This window comes from Acetobacterium sp., from assembly GCF_041752335.1.
GTDB lineage: Bacteria > Bacillota > Clostridia > Eubacteriales > Eubacteriaceae > Acetobacterium.
This window is the reverse complement of the sequence record NZ_JBGSHG010000004.1, coordinates 69,810-88,621: the sequence shown is the minus strand read 5'-3', so window position 1 is coordinate 88,621 and position 18,812 is coordinate 69,810. Positions and strand designations below refer to the sequence as shown.

20 protein-coding genes, 1 riboswitch and 1 other annotated feature are annotated in these 18,812 nt (G+C 41.5%); of the genes, 19 read left to right on the top strand and 1 reads right to left on the bottom strand.

Annotated features, from left to right (window positions below; translation table 11 throughout):
- Positions 1 to 44 precede the first annotated feature (44 nt).
- The 4 genes from ACEW8F_RS00860 (at position 45) to ACEW8F_RS00845 (ending at position 3,587) form a co-directional block, all read left to right on the top strand.
- Complete coding sequence (locus tag ACEW8F_RS00860) at positions 45 to 812, top strand: phosphatase (protein ID WP_373481582.1); 768 nt, start codon at positions 45 to 47, stop codon at positions 810 to 812.
- 87 nt (positions 813 to 899) lie between these two features.
- Entirely contained in the window at positions 900 to 1,778 is an 879-nt protein-coding gene (locus ACEW8F_RS00855; protein ID WP_373481581.1) for a DegV family protein, read from the top strand.
- Positions 1,779 to 1,855: 77 nt separating this feature from the next.
- Positions 1,856 to 2,926: a peptide chain release factor 1 gene (gene prfA, locus ACEW8F_RS00850; protein WP_373481580.1), complete on the top strand. Its 1,071-nt coding sequence runs from the start codon at positions 1,856 to 1,858 to the stop codon at positions 2,924 to 2,926.
- Positions 2,927 to 3,197: 271 nt separating this feature from the next.
- Positions 3,198 to 3,587, top strand: a complete 390-nt coding sequence (locus ACEW8F_RS00845) for a 4Fe-4S binding protein (RefSeq protein WP_373481579.1) — start codon at positions 3,198 to 3,200, stop codon at positions 3,585 to 3,587.
- Between the two features lie 106 nt (positions 3,588 to 3,693).
- Here the strand turns inward: ACEW8F_RS00845 and ACEW8F_RS00840 are convergent, their stop codons facing one another.
- Positions 3,694 to 5,088 carry a glycine--tRNA ligase gene (locus ACEW8F_RS00840; protein ID WP_373481578.1) on the bottom strand — a complete coding sequence of 465 codons (1,395 nt, stop codon included), beginning with the start codon at positions 5,086 to 5,088 and terminating at the stop codon, positions 3,694 to 3,696.
- Between the two features lie 66 nt (positions 5,089 to 5,154).
- Positions 5,155 to 5,371, bottom strand: a binding site (T-box leader).
- A gap of 402 nt (positions 5,372 to 5,773) precedes the next feature.
- Here ACEW8F_RS00840 and ACEW8F_RS00835 point away from each other — a divergent pair.
- The 15 genes from ACEW8F_RS00835 to ACEW8F_RS00765 all read left to right on the top strand — a co-directional run bounded on the left by ACEW8F_RS00835 (position 5,774) and on the right by ACEW8F_RS00765 (position 18,812).
- On the top strand, positions 5,774 to 7,510 hold the full coding sequence (locus tag ACEW8F_RS00835; RefSeq protein ID WP_373481577.1) for a Na/Pi cotransporter family protein: 1,737 nt from the start codon (positions 5,774 to 5,776) through the stop codon (positions 7,508 to 7,510).
- A gap of 129 nt (positions 7,511 to 7,639) precedes the next feature.
- Positions 7,640 to 7,724: riboswitch (cyclic di-GMP riboswitch) on the top strand.
- A gap of 398 nt (positions 7,725 to 8,122) precedes the next feature.
- Entirely contained in the window at positions 8,123 to 9,589 is a 1,467-nt protein-coding gene (locus ACEW8F_RS00830) for a flagellar hook-length control protein FliK (RefSeq protein ID WP_373481576.1), read from the top strand.
- A 10-nt stretch (positions 9,590 to 9,599) separates the two neighbouring features.
- Positions 9,600 to 10,016 (top strand): flagellar hook assembly protein FlgD, encoded by a 417-nt coding sequence (locus tag ACEW8F_RS00825; protein WP_373481575.1) that lies wholly within the window; start codon positions 9,600 to 9,602, stop codon positions 10,014 to 10,016.
- Between the two features lie 30 nt (positions 10,017 to 10,046).
- Positions 10,047 to 10,454 carry a TIGR02530 family flagellar biosynthesis protein gene (locus ACEW8F_RS00820; protein WP_373481574.1) on the top strand — a complete coding sequence of 136 codons (408 nt, stop codon included), beginning with the start codon at positions 10,047 to 10,049 and terminating at the stop codon, positions 10,452 to 10,454.
- Between the two features lie 72 nt (positions 10,455 to 10,526).
- On the top strand, positions 10,527 to 11,999 hold the full coding sequence (locus ACEW8F_RS00815; RefSeq protein WP_373481573.1) for a flagellar hook-basal body complex protein: 1,473 nt from the start codon (positions 10,527 to 10,529) through the stop codon (positions 11,997 to 11,999).
- Between the two features lie 184 nt (positions 12,000 to 12,183).
- Positions 12,184 to 12,378, top strand: a complete 195-nt coding sequence (locus ACEW8F_RS00810) for a flagellar FlbD family protein (RefSeq protein ID WP_373481572.1) — start codon at positions 12,184 to 12,186, stop codon at positions 12,376 to 12,378.
- Between the two features lie 29 nt (positions 12,379 to 12,407).
- Positions 12,408 to 13,259, top strand: coding sequence for a motility protein A (locus ACEW8F_RS00805; protein ID WP_373481571.1), 852 nt, complete (start codon positions 12,408 to 12,410; stop codon positions 13,257 to 13,259).
- Positions 13,260 to 13,276: 17 nt separating this feature from the next.
- The gene (locus ACEW8F_RS00800; protein WP_373481570.1) at positions 13,277 to 14,023 is read left to right on the top strand and encodes a flagellar motor protein MotB; all 747 of its coding nucleotides are present in this window, start codon (positions 13,277 to 13,279) and stop codon (positions 14,021 to 14,023) included.
- Between the two features lie 30 nt (positions 14,024 to 14,053).
- Complete coding sequence (gene fliM / locus ACEW8F_RS00795; protein ID WP_373481569.1) at positions 14,054 to 15,067, top strand: flagellar motor switch protein FliM; 1,014 nt, start codon at positions 14,054 to 14,056, stop codon at positions 15,065 to 15,067.
- Positions 15,064 to 16,164 (top strand): flagellar motor switch phosphatase FliY, encoded by a 1,101-nt coding sequence (gene fliY / locus ACEW8F_RS00790; protein WP_373481568.1) that lies wholly within the window; start codon positions 15,064 to 15,066, stop codon positions 16,162 to 16,164. The genes fliM and fliY overlap by 4 nt, the downstream gene beginning before the upstream one ends.
- A gap of 57 nt (positions 16,165 to 16,221) precedes the next feature.
- Positions 16,222 to 16,584 (top strand): response regulator, encoded by a 363-nt coding sequence (locus ACEW8F_RS00785; protein ID WP_304889508.1) that lies wholly within the window; start codon positions 16,222 to 16,224, stop codon positions 16,582 to 16,584.
- Between the two features lie 17 nt (positions 16,585 to 16,601).
- Complete coding sequence (locus ACEW8F_RS00780) at positions 16,602 to 16,958, top strand: flagellar biosynthetic protein FliO (protein WP_373481567.1); 357 nt, start codon at positions 16,602 to 16,604, stop codon at positions 16,956 to 16,958.
- Positions 16,951 to 17,739, top strand: a complete 789-nt coding sequence (gene fliP / locus ACEW8F_RS00775; RefSeq protein WP_373481566.1) for a flagellar type III secretion system pore protein FliP — start codon at positions 16,951 to 16,953, stop codon at positions 17,737 to 17,739. Before ACEW8F_RS00780 ends, fliP begins: the two co-directional genes overlap by 8 nt.
- A gap of 15 nt (positions 17,740 to 17,754) precedes the next feature.
- A complete protein-coding gene (gene fliQ, locus ACEW8F_RS00770) occupies positions 17,755 to 18,021 on the top strand; it encodes a flagellar biosynthesis protein FliQ (RefSeq protein ID WP_373481565.1) in 267 nt (88 codons plus the stop codon).
- A 35-nt stretch (positions 18,022 to 18,056) separates the two neighbouring features.
- A complete protein-coding gene (locus tag ACEW8F_RS00765) occupies positions 18,057 to 18,812 on the top strand; it encodes a flagellar biosynthetic protein FliR (RefSeq protein WP_373481564.1) in 756 nt (251 codons plus the stop codon).

Genomic DNA, 18,812 nt, shown 5'->3' with positions numbered 1-18,812 from the left:
TTATCAAATGCCAGTCAATATAGAATGAGAAAAGAGATTAAGAAATGAGAAATTACGTTTTAGATGCCCATACCCATACCCTGGCCTGCGGGCATGCCTACAACACCATCCTGGAATTAGTTGATGCCGCGGCCAAAAAAAATCTGGAGCTGATCTGTATCACCGAACATGGACCGGCCTTGCCGGGAGCACCGACCGCCTTATTTTTTGCCAATTATAAGGTGATTCCCGGAAAAATTAACAATGTCAAAGTTCTCAAAGGGATTGAGAGTAATATTATGGATGCCGAAGGGAATACCGATATTCCGATGGATTTTATCAAGTCGCTGGAAATTATATCCGCATCCCTCCACACCCCGACCTTTAAACCGCAGACAAAAACCATCAATACCAGCGCCGTCTTGGGGGCCATTGCCAATCCCCATATCGATTTTATCTGCCATCTGGGCAATCCTATTTATGAACTCGATTATGAGGCGATTCTTCAGGATGCCAAAAAACACAATACCCTGATTGAAATCAACAACGGCTCCTTTTTTATCCGCAAAGGATCCAAACCCAACTGCGAATGGATCGCCAACCGCTGTAAAGAACTGGAGATTCCGATTATTATTGGCAGTGATACTCATTTTGCCACAGACATCGGTGATTTTCCTTACGTCGACAAGGTTTTGGATGCGATTGACTTTCCCGATGAACTGATTGTCAACCTGGATACCAACCGGCTGATTGATTACCTGGAAAGTAAAGGCCGGGTGCTGTTTGCTGATCCCCGGGAATATGCTCAAGAATTGTTTTTGAAAAACGAGTAAACTGTGATAAAATGTATATTCAAATAAATTCTTAAAATAAATACTTCAAAATAAATGCCTAAGATCAAATGGGAAAGGACATTAAGTATGAGGATAAAAATCTTAACCGATTCTGCCTGCGATATCCTAAAAGACGATCAACAAAAATTTGATATTGAGATCATGCCGGTTTACGTGGTTGAAGATAAAACTAACTATCGCGATGGAATTGATATATCATCCGAAGTAGTTTGTGACAATATGAGAAAAGGTGTGCGCTATAAAACATCGCAGATTCCCTATGGCGATTTTTACAAACGCTTTGAAGAACTGATCTCCGAAAATCAGCCGTTTATTTATCTGGCTTTTTCCAGCGGATTGTCCGGTACCTTTCAGGCAGCGGCATTGGCGGAACGGGATTTAAGAGAAAAATATCCCGAAGCAATCTTTAAAGTTGTTGATACCAAGGCCGTGTGCTATGGTCTGGGGCACATCGTTTATGGAGCGGCTCAAGCCGCTAATGATGGCTGCGACATCGATGAGCTACTTAAGCGGATCAATTATTATATTGATCATGTCAAACATGTTTTTACGGTCACTGATCTTCAATATCTGTATCGGGGTGGTCGACTGAACAAGGGGACAGCCATTATCGGTAATATGCTAAACATTAATCCATTGCTTGAAGTCAATAAATCTGGCGAACTGCAACAGATTGACAAGGTCAGAGGCGAGAAAAAGCTGATCAAAAAAATGGTCGATTATCTGGAAGCGAACGGGGACCAGTTGAATCAGCAAAGCATCGGCATCAGTCATGCTGATAACCCGGAACTGGTGGAACTGTTTGTAAAAATGGCAGGGAAGCGATTTAATACCGACCGCTTTAAAATTGTCCCTCTGGGCTCAACGGTTTTAACCCATTCCGGCCCCGGAACCCTGGCTGTCTTTTTCTTCGATGAATGGAAAGAAGCCTTTCAGTTTGAATAGCGCAAAATGGACATTAGATTAAATCCATTGAGATTTATATATTACAAATATTGATTCAATAAAAAATAAGGAGCACTATGTTAGATAAGTTAGATTTTTTAGCAGAAAAGTATGCTGAATTAAATGAAAAGATCAGTGATCCCGAGATCATCGGCGATCAGAATCAGTGGCGAAAGCTGATGAAAGAACATTCCCACATCGAACCGATTATTCAAAAGTACAATGAGTTTTCCGAGACCTTGTCAGCGATTGATGACACCAAAGAGATGCTGGAAGATAAGCAACTTGAAAAAGATTTTAAAGAAATGGCCGAAACTGAGCTGGATGAATTATCAAAAAAGAGGGTCGAACAAGAAGAAGAATTAAGAGTTCTGCTCCTTCCCAAGGATGTCAATGATGATAAAAACGTTATTGTCGAAATTCGAGCCGGTGCCGGCGGCAGTGAGGCGGCCTTGTTTGCCGGGGAGCTATTCAGAATGCTTACCCGTTACGCCGAACGGCAAGGTTGGAAAAGCGAAATCATGAGTTCCAGTATTCCTGATATCGGGGGAATTAAGGAAATCATTTTTGCCATTGAAGGCAACGGGGTTTATAGCCGTCTGAAATACGAAAGCGGCGTCCATCGGGTCCAGCGGATCCCCAGTACCGAATCTGGCGGCCGGATTCATACCTCAACTGCCACAGTAGCGGTTCTGCCAGAAGCCGAGGATGTCGAAATTGAAATTGGTGCCAATGACCTGCGCGTCGATGTTTACCGATCATCCGGCAACGGCGGACAAAGTGTTAACACCACCGACTCCGCAGTTCGAATTACCCATATCCCCACCGGCATGGTAGTAACCTGTCAGGATGAAAAGTCCCAACTGAAAAACAAGGACAAGGCTTTGAAAATTCTAAAAGCCAGACTTTATGAAATAGAACAGCAAAAACAGCAAAGTGAAATCGCTGAAAACCGAAAAAGTCAGGTTGGCACCGGAGATCGCAGCGAGCGGATTCGGACCTACAATTTTCCCCAGGGCCGCATTTCCGATCACCGTATCAATATGACCGTCTATCAACTGGAAGCCTTCCTGGACGGCGATATCGATGAAATGATCAATGCTCTGATTACCAGCGATCAGGCCGAAAAACTGAAACAGCATTCGTAAGTCACAAAAAGCTTTCCTAACTTAAGGAGAGCTTTTTTTAAGTACAGAGAATTAATTGATAAAAATTTAACCTTATATAGAAAGCGGATGGGTTTAGTACTGTAATATTTTACCAGTAGGAAGCTTGTAACCAGTCAAGCGCAAGAAATAGCTATAAAAATTCCGTATTAGGTTGACAAGTTTTAGCTTTAAAAGTAGAATGAAAACCAGTTGAAAAAATTAAAACATAAATTTGATCTTTAGATCAAGTTGTCCTTAAGGAGGAGTAACAATGAAAAAAGTAATCGTAGCCGATCAGGCAGCATGTGTTAATTGTTTGACATGTGAATTAGCATGTTCAACCGCATTCTACAAGGAACCCGCTTCAGCATTGTCATGTATTAAAATTACCGAAAAAGAAGATGGTAGTCTCAAAACTTTGGTATGTGTACAATGCGGTAAATGTGCAAAGGCATGCGAAGTCGGTGCAATCACTCAAAACGCCAAAGGTGTTTACATGATCAGTAAAAAACTATGTGTAAACTGTGGCAAATGTGTCGAAGCATGTCCATTTGGTGTCCTGGTTAAATCAGAAGATCGTGATGTCCCTTCAAAGTGTATTTCATGTGGAATCTGCGTCGATGCCTGTCCTCAAAATGTATTAGCGATTAAAGAATCCTAATAAGCTGTACCATAATCGGATAACTAAAAATTTGTCACTTAAAAACGTCCCCTGTTGGAACTGGTTTTCGAACAGGGGACGTTTTTTTGTATAAGAGGTTGTGGAATTAGAAATCAATCCGTTGGGAAATATAATCAACAACTTCTGCAATGGGAACACGGACCTGATCCATGGTATCACGGTCTCTCAGGGTGACGCATTCGTCGTCCAGGGTGTCAAAATCCACAGTGACGCAGAATGGGGTGCCAATTTCGTCCTGGCGGCGGTAACGCTTGCCGATGCTGCCAGCTTCATCATATTCAATCATAAAGTGTTTTGACAGCAGGGTGGAAATTTCCATGGCCTTATCACTTAGTTTTTTAGAAAGCGGTAAAACAGCCGCTTTGTAAGCCGAAAGGAAGGGATGGATCCGCATAACGTTGCGTTCTTCGGTTTTGTCGCCGCTGGTTATCGTTTCTTTTTCCATGGCGTTGCATAAGAAGGCCAGGAAAACCCGGTCGGCACCCAAAGAGGGTTCGATGCAGTAAGGAATGTATTTTTCGTTGGTGACTGGGTCGGTGTATTTCATGTCTTTTCCAGAGTGATTCTGGTGCTGGGTTAAGTCGAAATCGGTACGGTCGGCGATGCCCCAAAGTTCACCCCAGCCAAACGGGAAGCGGAATTCCACATCAGTGGTGGCGTTGCTGTAGTGGGAAAGTTCTTCCTTTTCATGATCGCGGAAGCGGATGTTATCATCCTTCATCCCCAGATCAAACAGCCATTTCTTACAGAACGCCTTCCAGTAATCAAACCATTCCAGATCAGTGCCTGGGGCGCAGAAGAATTCCAGCTCCATTTGTTCAAATTCCCGGGTTCGGAAGATAAAGTTACCAGGCGTAATCTCATTCCGGAAGGATTTACCAACCTGAGCAATCCCAAAAGGTACTTTTTTACGGGTGGTTCGCTGAACATTTTTGAAATTGACAAAAATACCCTGAGCAGTTTCCGGTCTCAGGAAAATTTCACTGGCGGTATCTTCATTAACCCCCTGAAAGGTTTTAAACATCAGATTAAACTGGCGGATGTCGGTGTAATCCATTTTACCGCATTCGGGACAAACAATCTGATGTTCTTCGATAAAAGTTTTCATTTCTTCATTGGACCAGGCATCAACAATCACATCTTCGCCTTTTTCAAAATAGTAGTCGGCAATCAGTTTATCAGCCCGAAAACGGGACTGACAGGCTTTACAATCCATTAGCGGATCATTGAAGCCGCCGACATGTCCGGATGCAACCCAGGTTTTAGGGTTCATCAGAATGGCGGCATCCAGTCCCACATTATAGGGCGATTCCTGGACGAATTTTTTCCACCAGGCTTTTTTAACATTGTTTTTCATTTCAACCCCTAATGGGCCGTAATCCCAACTGTTGGCAAGACCATCGTATATTTCGGAACCGGGAAAGATAATTCCCCTCATTTTGGCAAGACTGACAATTTCAGCCATTGTAAATTCTGACATTTTTTTCCTCCTGATAAATGTATTTTTACTTGTAAGTTAAATAAAAAAACCGCCCCTTGTAACAATACAAGGGACGGTATAACCGCGGTTCCACCCAAGTTGTCTGCCATCAACGGCAAACCACCTTACTTATTTAACGAATTTCACGTCAGCCACTCGAAGAATTTATAGTGGCTGCAGCTTAAAAAGTGCCATTCATAGAGTTTGATTACAGATCTTTCACCATCATCTGTTCGCTTTAAACCATTGGCTCACTGAAGTATTCTTTTATCAACGCTTTTAATATTAATTTGTAAACTAAAATGAAGAATATCAAAAAGCGATCGGTCTGTCAAGTTTTAATTTATTAAATGAATAGATTGAAATGCGTTACAATGGTAAACCAGGATAACACAAAAGTTCAAGTTGCATAAAAATAGGCAAACTAATCATAAAAAAAATAAAAAAAAGATTCTCATTATGTAAACTTAGTGTTAAAATATTGTTAATTATAGATTAAGAGAGAAAAAAACAAAAAAAAGATAGTTATCCTGGTGAATTAAGGATTTAAAGATTAGGCACGATGTGGTCTAATCTTTCATTATGAAGGGCGAAAATTTGGATTCATCCGAATTGTTTGAAGCTCGTCGGAATGCTTTGAATACCCGGGATGTGATCTCAATTTTTGATATTTTTGGAGGAAAAAATGACGTTAGAGATGCTGATTGGCCTTTTTGGAGGCTTGGGGTTATTCATTTTTGGAATGCATATGATGAGCGAAGGCTTAAAAACAGTTGCCGGAACAAAAATGAAAAAACTATTAGAAGTTTTAACTAACAACAAGGTCAAAGCGATTCTGGTGGGGACGGTGGTAACCATGATTGTTCAGAGTTCCAGTACCACAACCGTAATGGTTGTGGGCTTCGTCAATGCGGCTCTGATGACATTAACCCAGGCGGCGGGTGTTATTTTAGGGGCTAATATTGGAACCACCGTGACGGCCCAGCTGATCGCTTTTAATGTAACGGAATTGGCCCCAGTTTTCATTGGTTTTGGAGCACTGATTACGCTCTTTAGCGCGAAGAAAAGAAATCGGGATTTAGGCAGTATTGTCCTTGGCTTTGGGATTTTATTTTTTGGGATTGCAGCTATGTCGACGGCAATGGAGCCCTTACGGGAAAGTGAAGATTTTATCTATCTGCTATCAACTTACGGTACAAATCCGCTATTAGGGGTTCTGATCGGGACACTGATCACCGGTATCATTCAAAGCAGTAGTGCATCCATCGGTCTGCTGCAGGCGCTGGCTCTTTCTGGTGTTTTTGCCAGCATCGGTGGCACTGGAGCGATTCAAATTTGTATTCCCATTTTAATTGGGACAAATATTGGGACCTGTGTGACAGCGCTTATTTCCTGCATCGGAACCTCGACTACGGCAAAAAAAGCGGCGTTTATTCATCTTTTTGTTAATGTATTTGGGGCTATTTGGGTAATGTTATTATTGGTTGGGATGGACAGCGCGATGGTGGTTAATCCCATTTATGAATTTATTGTGAGCATTTCTGGTGTATTTATCAGCAGCAGCGGTGAAGTGGTTCCCAATGTGGCAAGACAGATCGCGATGGCACATACCATCTTTAATGTGGCCAACACCATTGTATTGTTTCCGTTGATTGGTTACTTTGTCTCTTTTCTGGATCGGGTTTATCCAGAAAAAGAGGAAGAACGGGGACTGCAACTGGATGACCGGTTCCTCAACAATCCGTCCATTGCTTTGGGACAGGTGGTCAGAGAAAATATCAGACTGGGTGAAATGAGTATCAAAAATTTCAGAATAGCCTGTGAATCGATAATGGATGGCAACGAAAAGCTGGTCGAAGAAATCGTCAAGCGGGAAGAGCGAATTGATGAATTCCAACAGGGAATTGTCGAATATTCGGTTAAATTGTCCAATGAAAACATGTCAGAAGAAGAGAATGACCGACTGGCCTTTGTTTTAAAAGGAAGCCATGATCTGGAACGAATTGGCGATCACGCCATGAATATTGGAGAACTGGCAGAAATGCGGGCTTCCAATAAAATAGTCTTCAGTGATATTGCCAATCAGGAAGTGTTAAATTTGATCAGTTTAACTACCAATACACTCAGGGATATGGTAGAATTAATGCAAAATGAAGACACCGTTTTGTGTTATAAGATTTTGGATGAAGAAGAAGAAATTGACGAAATGACTGAAAAATTAAAAGATGATCATATTCGCCGTCTCAACGAAGGGGTCTGCAATCCTTATGCCGGAGTCATCTTTCTGGATTTATTAACCAATATTGAACGGGTCGGTGACCACGCTTCAAACATTGCCCAGGGGATTCTGGGACTGAAACTTCATCAGGGGCTCATTACCCAGAGTGAATTTGATAATGAAATAAAGGATGAAGAGGCATAAAATTGAGCTGAAACCGAAGCTTTCCTGAAACCTGTCAATACTGCTAAACCGTTGTATTTACAAGGCTTTCTCTTAAGGAATGGAATAATTCCATTGACAGTTGATGTGAAATAAAGTAATATTATAACAACGTAATATAAGCATACTTATTGAAAAGTAAGGGCGCAAAACTACAGGGTCTAAATACAGAAGTACATGACAGCCAGTTGCAATTTTAAGGTTATTACCATAATAAGCAGCGGCATTGTCGCTGCATTTTTTTGTTTTAATATGACTTAACAGGATCAAGTAAAATTGATAAAATAACAGAAATAAAAAGTCCTTAAATGAGTTGCATAGTATTTAAGCTTTAATATATAATAATTGCACCTTTGTCTTTTTTAAGAAAGATTCTTTTTAGTGAAACAATTAGTGTATACACAAGAGTTTTCTTAAAATCAATTTAATTTATAACCATGATGTTTATAAAGATTTTTTTCGCTAATATACTATAATATAATGATTATATCAGTCCATGAGACTGTTATATAAATAGGACAATATAAATTGTTCTGGTTATTTCCGACACAATTATGGTGGCGTAAATAATCAAAATTTGAAGGGAGGTAGGCAATGAATTTAGAGTTTCAATCGGCTGGAAAGCCGACAATGAACGGGTTGCGAGGGATTAACGCAAAAGCAGAGACTTCTGCAGCCAATCAGTCAAAAGGACATGAAAGAAGTGCCCAATTTAAAAATCTGCTCGATCAGTCAAAACAGGATATTAAACAGGCAGATCATCAATTGGAGAAGGTAAGGGAAAATCGACGGGAGTCCCAGGCAATTGCAGAAAGCAATCGGCGGGAAGCGACCCAGAGATCATCACAAGACATCGAAGTCAAAGCAGATAACGGTCAAGTTGAAGAACCGGTGACGGAGCAGCTGAAGAGTGATGAAAAACAGGAAAACAGTTCTTTAACAACCCTTGAAACAGCTCAATTAATGGGCGCACAGAATTTTCAGGGAGGTATTGAAACGTTGACACGGCTTAACCTGAAATTGGGTCTTGAAGAAAACAAGACGGAGGGTCTCAATGATCAGGGGCAAGTTATTACCGTGACTGATATGGATGACCAATTACAAAGTATGACTGTTTCTGAAAACATTTCACAGTTAGCTGAAATGGGTCAAGACGAGTTTCAAGTTTTACAGCCAAATATCGGCATTGTCGAAGATGAAGAAGTTAAAGGCATGGAAGGACTATTAAAAAATTCCGGATCCGAGTTGGCAGCGACTGAAGCAACAAACAAAACAGTTAATCTTACAGAGCAGCTGGTGAACCAGACTGGTCCAGATGATGATCCAGAATCCCAAATGTTTGGTGGTATCAGACAGGTAAAAGGTGATCAAACCAAAGAGGGTAAATCTGAAACGCTTAATAATGTGACAGGCGGTACTGATTCGACCGAAGCACAAAGTTCCGAACAACCAAAGGCTTTTGATGGTCAACTGAACACCTTAAACCAAACCGAAAACCAGAATCCTGGTGAAAGAGGTGTACAGGAGATCAATGTGATGGGCATCAGCGCCAATAACGGGTCAGAAGTACAACCCGACGCCAAGGTAGCGGTAGCCCAGCAGGTGGAGCAGAAAATTCTTCAGAATTTTGTACCCAACAAGCCAATGGTGTTGCAGATGACACTATCGCCAGATAATTTAGGCGATATTGATATCAAGCTCAGCTATGATCAGGGAAAATTGATCATTGATATTACCGCGATCAGTCAGGAAACCCAAAATTTATTGGGAAAACAAATCAATCTATTGGTAAGGGGCTTAGCGCTTCAAAATGTTCAAGTGGAAACAGTGCATGTGAATACCCCAGTAGAGCAGAGCAGCGACAGTCAGGATGCTGCATTTATGATGAATGGCGGTTCCGATCCCAATGAGAATCAAAATCAGACCCTCTTAAGAGAACGGTTTATCAAAAACAGTGGAGTACTAAACAGTATTTTAACAAGCAGTGATGAAGATGAATCAGTACTGATTCCCCAGAATCTGCAAAATTATACGAACTATAAAGTAAATTATTTGATCTAAGGAGGAATAAATGATGGCAATTGATGGAATTAACACCTTAGCCACTACAGCAGCGGCAACAACGCAGACAACCAATGCAGCAGCTAAAACGTCCCTGAATATGGATGACTTTTTAAAACTGATGGTCGCCCAGCTGCAAAATCAGGATATGAACAATACCGCCGATACATCAGAGTATACATCTCAAATGGCTCAATTTTCGATGGTACAGGCATTAACAGATTTGACGGAGCTTTCAAAAACGACTTATAGTCTTAGTATGATTGGCAAAGAAGTCACCCTTGCGGAAACCAAGTCGGACGGGACACTAAATGTTATCACCGGAACCGTGGAAGGCGTTAATCTTTATAATGGTGATGCGCAAATTATCGTCAATGGCGTGAACTACCCCATGAGCAGTGTGATGGAAGTAGCGCAGGCTAAATAATTAACCGACTTTGAAAGCTGAGGTGGAAAAATGGCTGACACGATCAATGGTAATTATTATCGGCTAAATGATGCGATCATACGGCAAACCGAAAGACTCAATAACACAAATCAGAACCAAACCGTTAATGATACGCAAAAAACCGATGTTAGTTTCAAGGATCTGCTCAATCAACAAATAAAGAATACCGTTACATTTACAAAACACGCCAGCATCAGAAAAGAACAGCGAAATATCGAAGTGTCTGACAGTGATTTGGAAAAATTGGGAGATGCATGTGACAAAGCCCAGGAAAAAGGGATCGGCAATGCATTGATCATGATGGATAATTCCGCATTTATTGTGAATGCAGCAGATAAACGGGTTATCACCGTGATGGACAAAAACGAAATGAAAAATAAACTATTCAATGATATTGATGGTGCCGTATTTATATAGTTGGACCTCTGTGAGGAAACTATGAAGCTTTGACCGACCGATAAGCTTCAAACGGCACAGAAAGGATTTAAAATGATCAGATCTTTATATTCAGGAATTTCCGGGATGGCAGCCCATCAAACTAAATTAAACGTAATTGGGAATAATATTTCCAATGTTAATACCTATGGCTTTAAAGCCAGCCGAGTTGTCTTCAGCGATGTTTTATATCAGAATTTATCAACCGCCACTGGAGCAACAGCTACCACCGGTGGGATCAATGCCAGTCAGCTGGGTTACGGAGCTAAAGTTGGCAGCATTGATATGCTCAACACCATCTCATCTGGAGCTACGACCGGCAGAGCATTGGATGTTTACATTGCAGGAGAAGGTTACTTAACCGTCCAACCAGAAGCTGGCAGCAATCGCTATACCCGGGTTGGTAATTTAAAATTTGACGCCGAAGGAAATCTCACCGATGGCGGCGGCAGCAAAGTAATGGGGATACCACTGGATGCCGATGGGAATCCCGTTTTAGATGCCAATGGGACATTGGCGATTGCAGACTTGCAGGCGATCAATGTGCCGCCAGCGGAACTGGAAAAATACACCGGTATTACCATTGGTAAATCTGGCGAGATTACCGGGATCAGAGCAGGAGATCCAGAGTTTACCCAAGCAACAGGAATCAGCTGGTTAAATTCATTAACAGTACCAACAACCTCAAATTATACCGGCAGTGTTCAAATGGCCGTTGGAGATATGGTTCATATCGATGTAGATAATGAGGACGCAGTAGCGGCAGTAACGATAGAACCGACCGCTGATATTCTTGGTACATTGTCTTTGACAAAAACTGGCGATGTCTATACATTGGCAGATGGACTTACCGACATAGCGGGTACGGAAATTACAGACTATGGCACACCGACTCTTTCCGCAGCGGGCATTTTAACTTTTTCAAAACTACCTGGTTTGAAGATTGATACAACAAAGGTTACTTTTGAAGAAGGGGTTGCGCTCGAATTTGGTGATTTCTCACAAGATGGATATGTCTCAGTAGTGGCAACAGTTAAGAATCAGGGCGGTGTAACTGAGTATCTTAAAACGGCTGAAGACTGGAGTTTTGACGGGTCGGAAACAAATGTTGTTTTGACCAGTTCATTAACAGGAGATACAGTTACTTTAGAAGTTGGGGCAACGGCGTTCCAAACTGTTTATGATGGCGGCTTACCCAACACAACTATCGGTAAAGTTGAAACCGGTAGTGACAAACCGGTTACCTTAGGCTATCTGGCCCTGACAAAATTTGCCAACGTCGACGGATTGCTCCAGGACGGAAATGGCTACTTTATGGAATCTGCCAACTCCGGCGAAGCCATTGCCTCCAAGGCCGGAACAAATGGAACCGGCGGTACCGAATCAGCCAATCTGGAAATGTCAAATGTCGATCTTTCCCAGGAATTTACCGATATGATTATCGCCCAACGTGGTTTTCAGGCAAATTCCCGAATTATCACCGTTTCTGATTCCATTTTGGAAGAATTGATTAATTTAAAACGATAGTTTATAATAAACTGAAACAGTTCACCCGAAGGAGAAAACTCCTTCGGGTAGAACTTTTTATCCTGGCCAGTCACCAAATGGGTGGTGCACTCATTTGGTGACTGGCTATTATCTGACTGGGAAGTTGAAAACTAATTCTGCTTAGGCTAGTCGAATAATAAAAACTACATTTTGAGGTGGAAATATGATAGAATTAACAAGATTGAATAAACAAAAGAATGAGAAATTTCTACTCAATTGTGAGATCATTGAAATCATTGAAGAAAAACCAGATACTACGATCCGGCTGACAAACGGCAAGCACTATGTGGTGACCGAGAGTTCGGCTCAGGTACTTTCAAAGATTATCGCATACAAACGAAATATTTTTAGTCGTTAAAACTAAATTCTGACAGGAAGTATATATTTATGGAAATTACAACAATCATTGCTTATGTCCTGGTCATTTTTACCATGCTTTTTGGGATGACGTTTGGAGCAACCGGATTTAATTTTGCTGCATTAGCGAACTTTATCAATGTTCAGAGTATCTTTATTACGATTGGCGGAACATTATTTGTTTTGCTGGCGTCTTTTCCCATTAAATCTTTTTTGCATATTCCCAAACATCTTAAGATGATTTTTTTTAAGAACAAAAAAGATCCGCTGGAATATGTTGAAATTTTGACCGAGCTTTCCAAAGAAGCCAGACGTAAGGGATTGTTAGCGTTAGAAGCCAAAGCCGCAGATATCCAGGATGAGTTTTTAAAAGAAAGTGTCCTGCGAATCGTCGATGCCATCGAACCGGACAAACTCAGGTCCTGGTTTGACCAGAAAATTGATTATATATCGGCTAGAAATGATGAAGAGCGTAAACTTTATGACATGGGAGCAGCGCTGGGACCGGCCTTTGGGATGATTGGAACCCTGATCGGCTTAATCAATATGCTAAAAAACATGAGTTTTGAAGGCGGCGCCAGTACCTTAGGTTCGGATATGTCGGTCGCGCTGATTACGACACTCTACGGTTCGATGCTGGCTAACACACTATTTATGCCGATTTCCAATAAGCTTGAAATCGCTCAGGAAAGAGATCTGCTGATAAAAGAGTTGATCATTGAGGGCGTTGTCGCTATTAAAGAAGGGGAGAATCCCAAATATATCCGCGATAAACTGATGAACTTTTTAACGGAAGATGAGCTTAGAAAAGCAAATGGTGAGGCGCCTTCAAAAGGCGGAGGAAAGTCTAAAGGTAAAAAAGGAAAAGCTGTTGAAAACTAAAAATAGGGGTATATAATATGGGAAAGCGCAGTAAAAATAAAAAAGCCGTCAATAAAGACGCCTGGCTGAATACCTATGCAGATATGATCACTCTGATTTTAGTTTTTTTCATTCTGCTTTTTTCCATGTCAACCATTGACGCCGCAAAATATAAACAGCTGGTTGAAATATTTAATCCAGCGGCAGTGTATGAAACAACGGGAACAGCAACGGAGTCAGACGGATCGACATCGCCAAACGAGGACATCTCGGTGGAGGAAATTGTTGATCTGGAAGACTTGTACCAATATTTAAGTCAATATACCAAGGAAAATGGATTAGACGAAGCAGTGAGTATAGAAAAAAACGAAAGTGCTGTTTCGATCAAATTTATGTCGTCGATCTTTTTTGAGCCGGATAGTTCCCGGATTAAAGCGGGTGGCCAGCAGATTTTAGCGGATATCGGTCTGGCGTTTAAGGCGGTGGAACCGACCATCAAGTCGATTCGGATCGATGGTCATACGGCCATGGCAGATTCGCCGGTGGATGATCGGGACTTATCCAGCAGTCGGGCCAATGAGGTTTTAAGATTCCTGCAGGGTCGTTATATTGCGGATCCTTCAAAATTATTGTCAGTCGGATTTGGACAATATCGACCGATTGCACCGAATGACACGGAAGAAAATAGAGCCAAAAATCGCCGGGTTGAAATCATTATTTCTGAAACTGAAGATTTCTTCAGTGACATTGCGACAGATACAGAAACTGAAATGGTTGCACAGTAGAACAAAAGACAATAGCTAGGAGAAACGAACATGGCAGAAATTCTTTCGCAAAGTCAAATTGATAGTCTTTTAAGCAGCTTAATAAGTGGAAAAGACGAGCCGGAAGCGCCAAGCACCAGTTCGGGCAAAAAGGTTAAAGATTACGATTTTAGAAGACCAAAGCTTTTTACCAGAGAACAGCTTAAGCATCTATTCAGCATCTACGAAAATTATGCCAGGCTGGTGTCTTCTCATATAACCGGAATTCTGCAGACTTATAGTTTGGTAGAAATTATTGAGGTGGAAGAACAGCAATATTATGAATTCAATAATGCCCTTCCTGATTCAGTACTGATGGGTCTCATCGATTTTGATATCAAAGACAGTGAGGATGAAGAAGATCTGGTGATCATGGATATTTCCAAGGAGGTCGGTTTTTGCAGTTTTGACAGACTTCTGGGCGGTTCTGGAAAACCGCTTAAAGAAGATCGTGAATTTACAGAAATAGAAATTGGCGTCATGGAATATTTTTTCAAAGGGATGATCAACCTGATGAAAAATGTGTGGTTCGATTACTTGGAAATCGCCCCACGATTAATGAAAATAGAAACCAATTCGCGAATACTTCAAGGGGTCGGGGCGGATGAAAATGTCGTCATCATTGTTATGAGTATCAAAGTAAATGAAACCCAGGGGAAGATTAATATCTGTATCCCGGCAACGACCCTGGATATGCTCTTTCAAAAGAAGATGTCTCAGACCAAGAAAAATATAAAAAGAGGAGACCATCAGGCAGAGGAACAAAGACGGCTCAATATTATCAATGAGATTAGAAAAACAGAACTAGAAATCAAAGGCGTGTTAGGTGAGACTGAAGTACTTTCCCAGGACATTTACGAACTGGAAGTAGGCGATATCATCAAGCTTAATAAACCGGTGAATTCGATGGTGGATATTGTTGTCAATGACGAGGTTTGGTTTAGAGGAGAAATGGGCGATTATAAGAAAAAAAGGGCAATTCAAATAAAAGAGCTTAATGAGAGAGGAAGTGAACTATTCTTATGACAGATGTAGCAGAGAATCCAGATAAACTGTCCAGCATGGAAGTGGATGTCATCGGTGAAGTCATGAACATCAGTATGGGCACAGCAGCCACAGCCATGTCCACGATCTTAAATACAAAAGTAAACATTACAACGCCAAGAATTGAAACAATTGGTGTCGAAGAATTTGAGTTCTCTTACCTTGAACCGGTTGTTGGGGTTTTAATTAATTACGTTGAAGGCATCGAAGGGGCTAATGTACTGCTGCTGCAAGAGTCAGATATGAAAAAAATCTTGTCGCAGCTCTTCGATATGGAGACCAGCGATGATATCGAATTTGACGAAATCAGCAAGAGTGCCATCGGTGAAATCATGAATCAGATGATGGGAGCAGCAGCAGGCGCTTTGGCTTCGTTTTTGGGAAAAGTCGTCAATATTTCCCCACCGATTCTTTTGGATACCACCAATAAATCAAGTATCCGCGATTTATTCTCACTTAAAGGCGATAATCTGGTCAGTATCAAATTTAACCTGAGTATCGAAGGCCTGGTTGAAAGTGAGTTTATCAGTGCCATGGAACCAGCCCTGGCCCGGGAAATTGTATCGATGTCAATGGGAGCAAGTGGCATGGGTGATGAAGAGGAAGAAGTAACACCGCCACCACCTCCTGTTCAGCAAGCGCCACCGGTTCAGCCGGAAACGGCATATCAGCCGCCACCCCAGGCACCTCAACCGGAACCCGCCCGGGTGGTCAGAAATGACCCGCCGCCAGCAGTCTATGCGCAACCGCAACAGCCGGTACAGGTTAATCCCTATGAATATCGGCAATTGGGGGAAGATCAAAAAATCAATATACCCGGAGATAATCTCGATCTGCTGATGTCAGTGCCGATCCAGATTACGGTAGAATTAGGTAAAACCAGAAAAAAAATAAAAGACATTGCCGAATTGACTCTGGGAAACATTGTTGAGTTGGATCGGCAGGCCGGAGATCAGGTCGATGTCATTGCCAATGGACGATTAATCGCCCGGGGCGACGTGGTGGTTGTAGATGACAACTACAGTGTTAAAATAACCGAGATTATTAAAGTCAGAGACAATTCTGAACAAAAAAAATAGCAGAAATTAATATAGATTAACAAATAATTTTGAAAGAATGGATTAAAGGAGAAAAAAATGAGTAAAATTTTAATTGTAGACGATGCGGCCTTTATGCGTATGATGATCAAAGATAGTTTAAAAAAAGGGGGATTCTCTGATTTTATTGAAGCCGAAAATGGCGAAATTGCCCTGGCGGAATACAAAGAAAACCGACCGGATCTGGTCCTTCTTGATATCACCATGCCAGTAATGGATGGCATCCAGGCCCTCCAGGCGATTAAAGGGTTCGAGCCGCAATCCAAGGTGATTATGTGTTCGGCCATGGGTCAGGAAGGCATGGTCGTGGAAGCCATTAAAAATGGAGCATTGGATTTTATTGTCAAACCATTTAAAGCAGATCGCCTGATCCAAACCGTTAAAAGCGCTCTGGGCGAGTAACAGAGAGCAGGTCCAAATTGGGTATTGGTGATGTATTTTCAATAATTCTAGCACTATTGGGGACCGTCGGCGTTATCGTCTTAACTTATTATGGGAGCAGATGGTATGTTGAACGGTTTATCAAAAGACCGGGAACACTGTCCGGTGAGCATCATATGAAGGTGGTTGAAAGACTGATTGTTGGAAAAAGTGGTTCAATTATCATCATTGACATAAAAGGCATTCAATACCTGGTTGGAGTAACTGAGCATAATATCCAAATTTTATCACAACTGGAAGAACCAATTTCCTTTCAAAAAAAGCAGGAAATATCAAAAGAAAGCTTTTTGAGTATGGTAAAATCATTTTCTCAAAAGGAAAAACAGAATGAATGAAATAATAAAGACATTAAATAATAGAAAAGTGGTTATTAAAAAAGCCCTTGTCATCATGCCGATTCTTGCCATTTTGTTTTTTCTTACTGCTGTAAAAGCGCATGGTGCAGAGTTATCTGTTGAAGGCCTGCTGGCTGGTGAAAGTTCCGACACCGTCAAAATCATCGTCTTGATGACGCTGATTGCCATCGTTCCGACGCTGCTTTTAATGATGACATGTTTTGGCAGAATCATCATTGTGCTGTCCTTTTTAAGGAGTGCCCTGGGCTTACAGCAAACGCCACCCAACCAGATTCTGGTTGGCCTGGCCCTGGCCATCACATTTTTTGTGATGTCGCCGGTTTTAACAGAGATCAATGAGGTGGCGCTGCAACCCTATAATGCCGGAGCCATTGACACCCAGCAATTTTTAGATTCAGCGGCGGATCCGATCAAAGAATGGATGCTGATGCAAACCACTACCACCGATGTGGATTTGTTTAAAAGCCTGTCGATTCAGGCCGGTCAGACCGGCATTGAAAATATGGTTCCTCAGGAGTTACCCCTGACCATAGTCATCCCTGCTTTTATCATCAGTGAATTAAAAAGAGCCTTTCTGATCGGATTTTTGCTGTTCATACCATTTTTGATTATCGATATGATCGTTTCAAGTGTGCTAATGTCCATGGGGATGATGATGCTTCCTCCGGTTATGATTTCGCTGCCATTTAAGATTATGTTATTTGTCGTGGTGGACGGATGGGGTTTATTAGTCAAAACCCTGATTATGACCTATAATTAAGGAAGGGAGCAGCATATGGGTACAGGTGATTTAATCGGAATTTTCAGAGATGCAATTTTTACCGGGATGAAGGTGGCAGGTCCCATATTGTTAATCAGTATGTTGGTCGGGTTGGTTATTTCAATCATTCAGGCAGCGACATCCATTAATGAACAAACCATGACCTTTGTGCCAAAACTCATTATTACAGCGCTGATGATGATCATCGCCGGCGGATGGATGCTGCAGCAGATGATGGATCTGGTCTTTCGGATATTTGAATTAATAGCCACCAAGATCTAAAGAAATAAACATGGGTGATAAACGTGACGTTTGACATGAACCAGTATTTAATTTTTCTTTTAGCCAGTTGCCGAACGGCCGGTGTTATTTTCTTTAATCCGATCTTTGGCAGAAAGGGCGTTCCCAACATTATGAAGGTGGGATTGTCTCTGGCCATTGCCCTGTTTGCCGTTTTTCAGTTGGGGACGACGCAGGTTATAAATTACTCGGCCATCGAATTCATTGGCGCCATGCTCCAGGGATTTATTATCGGGATTGTGATTGGCTTCATCATGTCGATGTTTCTTTCAGTATTCCAGCTTGGTGGCGAACTTATCGATATGCAAATGGGTTTGAGTATGGCTTCGATGTATGATCCGGCTACCAAGGCCAACATATCGGTCACTGGAAACCTGCTGACATCCATGTATATTCTGATTTTTTTTATCTCAAATGCGCATCTGGCTTTGTTTACTGTGGTGATCAAATCATTTCAGGTGATTCCATTAGGGATTGGACAGATCAGTGAGCAAGTCGGAGTATTTTTTATCGAACTGATGTATTATATATTTGTTTATGCCGTACAACTGGCCATCCCCATTATCGTCACCGAGATTATTGCCGAATTTGCCGTTGGAATTTTAATGCGGCTGGTACCAAACATCAATGTTTTTGTTATCAATATCCAAATTAAAGTCATTATTGGTTTGATTGTTGTTTTTACCCTAATACCGGCATTGGCTAATTTTATGACCCAAATGAATTTATTGATGATGGAAAAAATAACTCAGGTGCTGACATTTTTCATTTAA

What these genes read in the sequence shown, in the direction of transcription:
- fliM (WP_373481569.1), top strand. Translation starts at nt 14,054, where the DNA reads ATGGCAGAAATTCTTTCGCAAAGTCAAATTGATAGTCTTTTAAGCAGC.
- ACEW8F_RS00805 (WP_373481571.1), top strand. Translation starts at nt 12,408, where the DNA reads ATGGAAATTACAACAATCATTGCTTATGTCCTGGTCATTTTTACCATG.
- ACEW8F_RS00800 (WP_373481570.1), top strand. Translation starts at nt 13,277, where the DNA reads ATGGGAAAGCGCAGTAAAAATAAAAAAGCCGTCAATAAAGACGCCTGG.
- ACEW8F_RS00845 (WP_373481579.1), top strand. Translation starts at nt 3,198, where the DNA reads ATGAAAAAAGTAATCGTAGCCGATCAGGCAGCATGTGTTAATTGTTTG.
- fliQ (WP_373481565.1), top strand. Translation starts at nt 17,755, where the DNA reads ATGGGTACAGGTGATTTAATCGGAATTTTCAGAGATGCAATTTTTACC.
- prfA (WP_373481580.1), top strand. Translation starts at nt 1,856, where the DNA reads ATGTTAGATAAGTTAGATTTTTTAGCAGAAAAGTATGCTGAATTAAAT.
- fliY (WP_373481568.1), top strand. Translation starts at nt 15,064, where the DNA reads ATGACAGATGTAGCAGAGAATCCAGATAAACTGTCCAGCATGGAAGTG.
- ACEW8F_RS00785 (WP_304889508.1), top strand. Translation starts at nt 16,222, where the DNA reads ATGAGTAAAATTTTAATTGTAGACGATGCGGCCTTTATGCGTATGATG.
- ACEW8F_RS00830 (WP_373481576.1), top strand. Translation starts at nt 8,123, where the DNA reads ATGAATTTAGAGTTTCAATCGGCTGGAAAGCCGACAATGAACGGGTTG.
- ACEW8F_RS00810 (WP_373481572.1), top strand. Translation starts at nt 12,184, where the DNA reads ATGATAGAATTAACAAGATTGAATAAACAAAAGAATGAGAAATTTCTA.
- ACEW8F_RS00815 (WP_373481573.1), top strand. Translation starts at nt 10,527, where the DNA reads ATGATCAGATCTTTATATTCAGGAATTTCCGGGATGGCAGCCCATCAA.
- ACEW8F_RS00825 (WP_373481575.1), top strand. Translation starts at nt 9,600, where the DNA reads ATGATGGCAATTGATGGAATTAACACCTTAGCCACTACAGCAGCGGCA.
- ACEW8F_RS00855 (WP_373481581.1), top strand. Translation starts at nt 900, where the DNA reads ATGAGGATAAAAATCTTAACCGATTCTGCCTGCGATATCCTAAAAGAC.
- ACEW8F_RS00765 (WP_373481564.1), top strand. Translation starts at nt 18,057, where the DNA reads ATGAACCAGTATTTAATTTTTCTTTTAGCCAGTTGCCGAACGGCCGGT.
- fliP (WP_373481566.1), top strand. Translation starts at nt 16,951, where the DNA reads ATGAATGAAATAATAAAGACATTAAATAATAGAAAAGTGGTTATTAAA.
- ACEW8F_RS00835 (WP_373481577.1), top strand. Translation starts at nt 5,774, where the DNA reads ATGACGTTAGAGATGCTGATTGGCCTTTTTGGAGGCTTGGGGTTATTC.
- ACEW8F_RS00820 (WP_373481574.1), top strand. Translation starts at nt 10,047, where the DNA reads ATGGCTGACACGATCAATGGTAATTATTATCGGCTAAATGATGCGATC.
- ACEW8F_RS00840 (WP_373481578.1), bottom strand. Translation starts at nt 5,088, where the DNA reads ATGTCAGAATTTACAATGGCTGAAATTGTCAGTCTTGCCAAAATGAGG.
- ACEW8F_RS00860 (WP_373481582.1), top strand. Translation starts at nt 45, where the DNA reads ATGAGAAATTACGTTTTAGATGCCCATACCCATACCCTGGCCTGCGGG.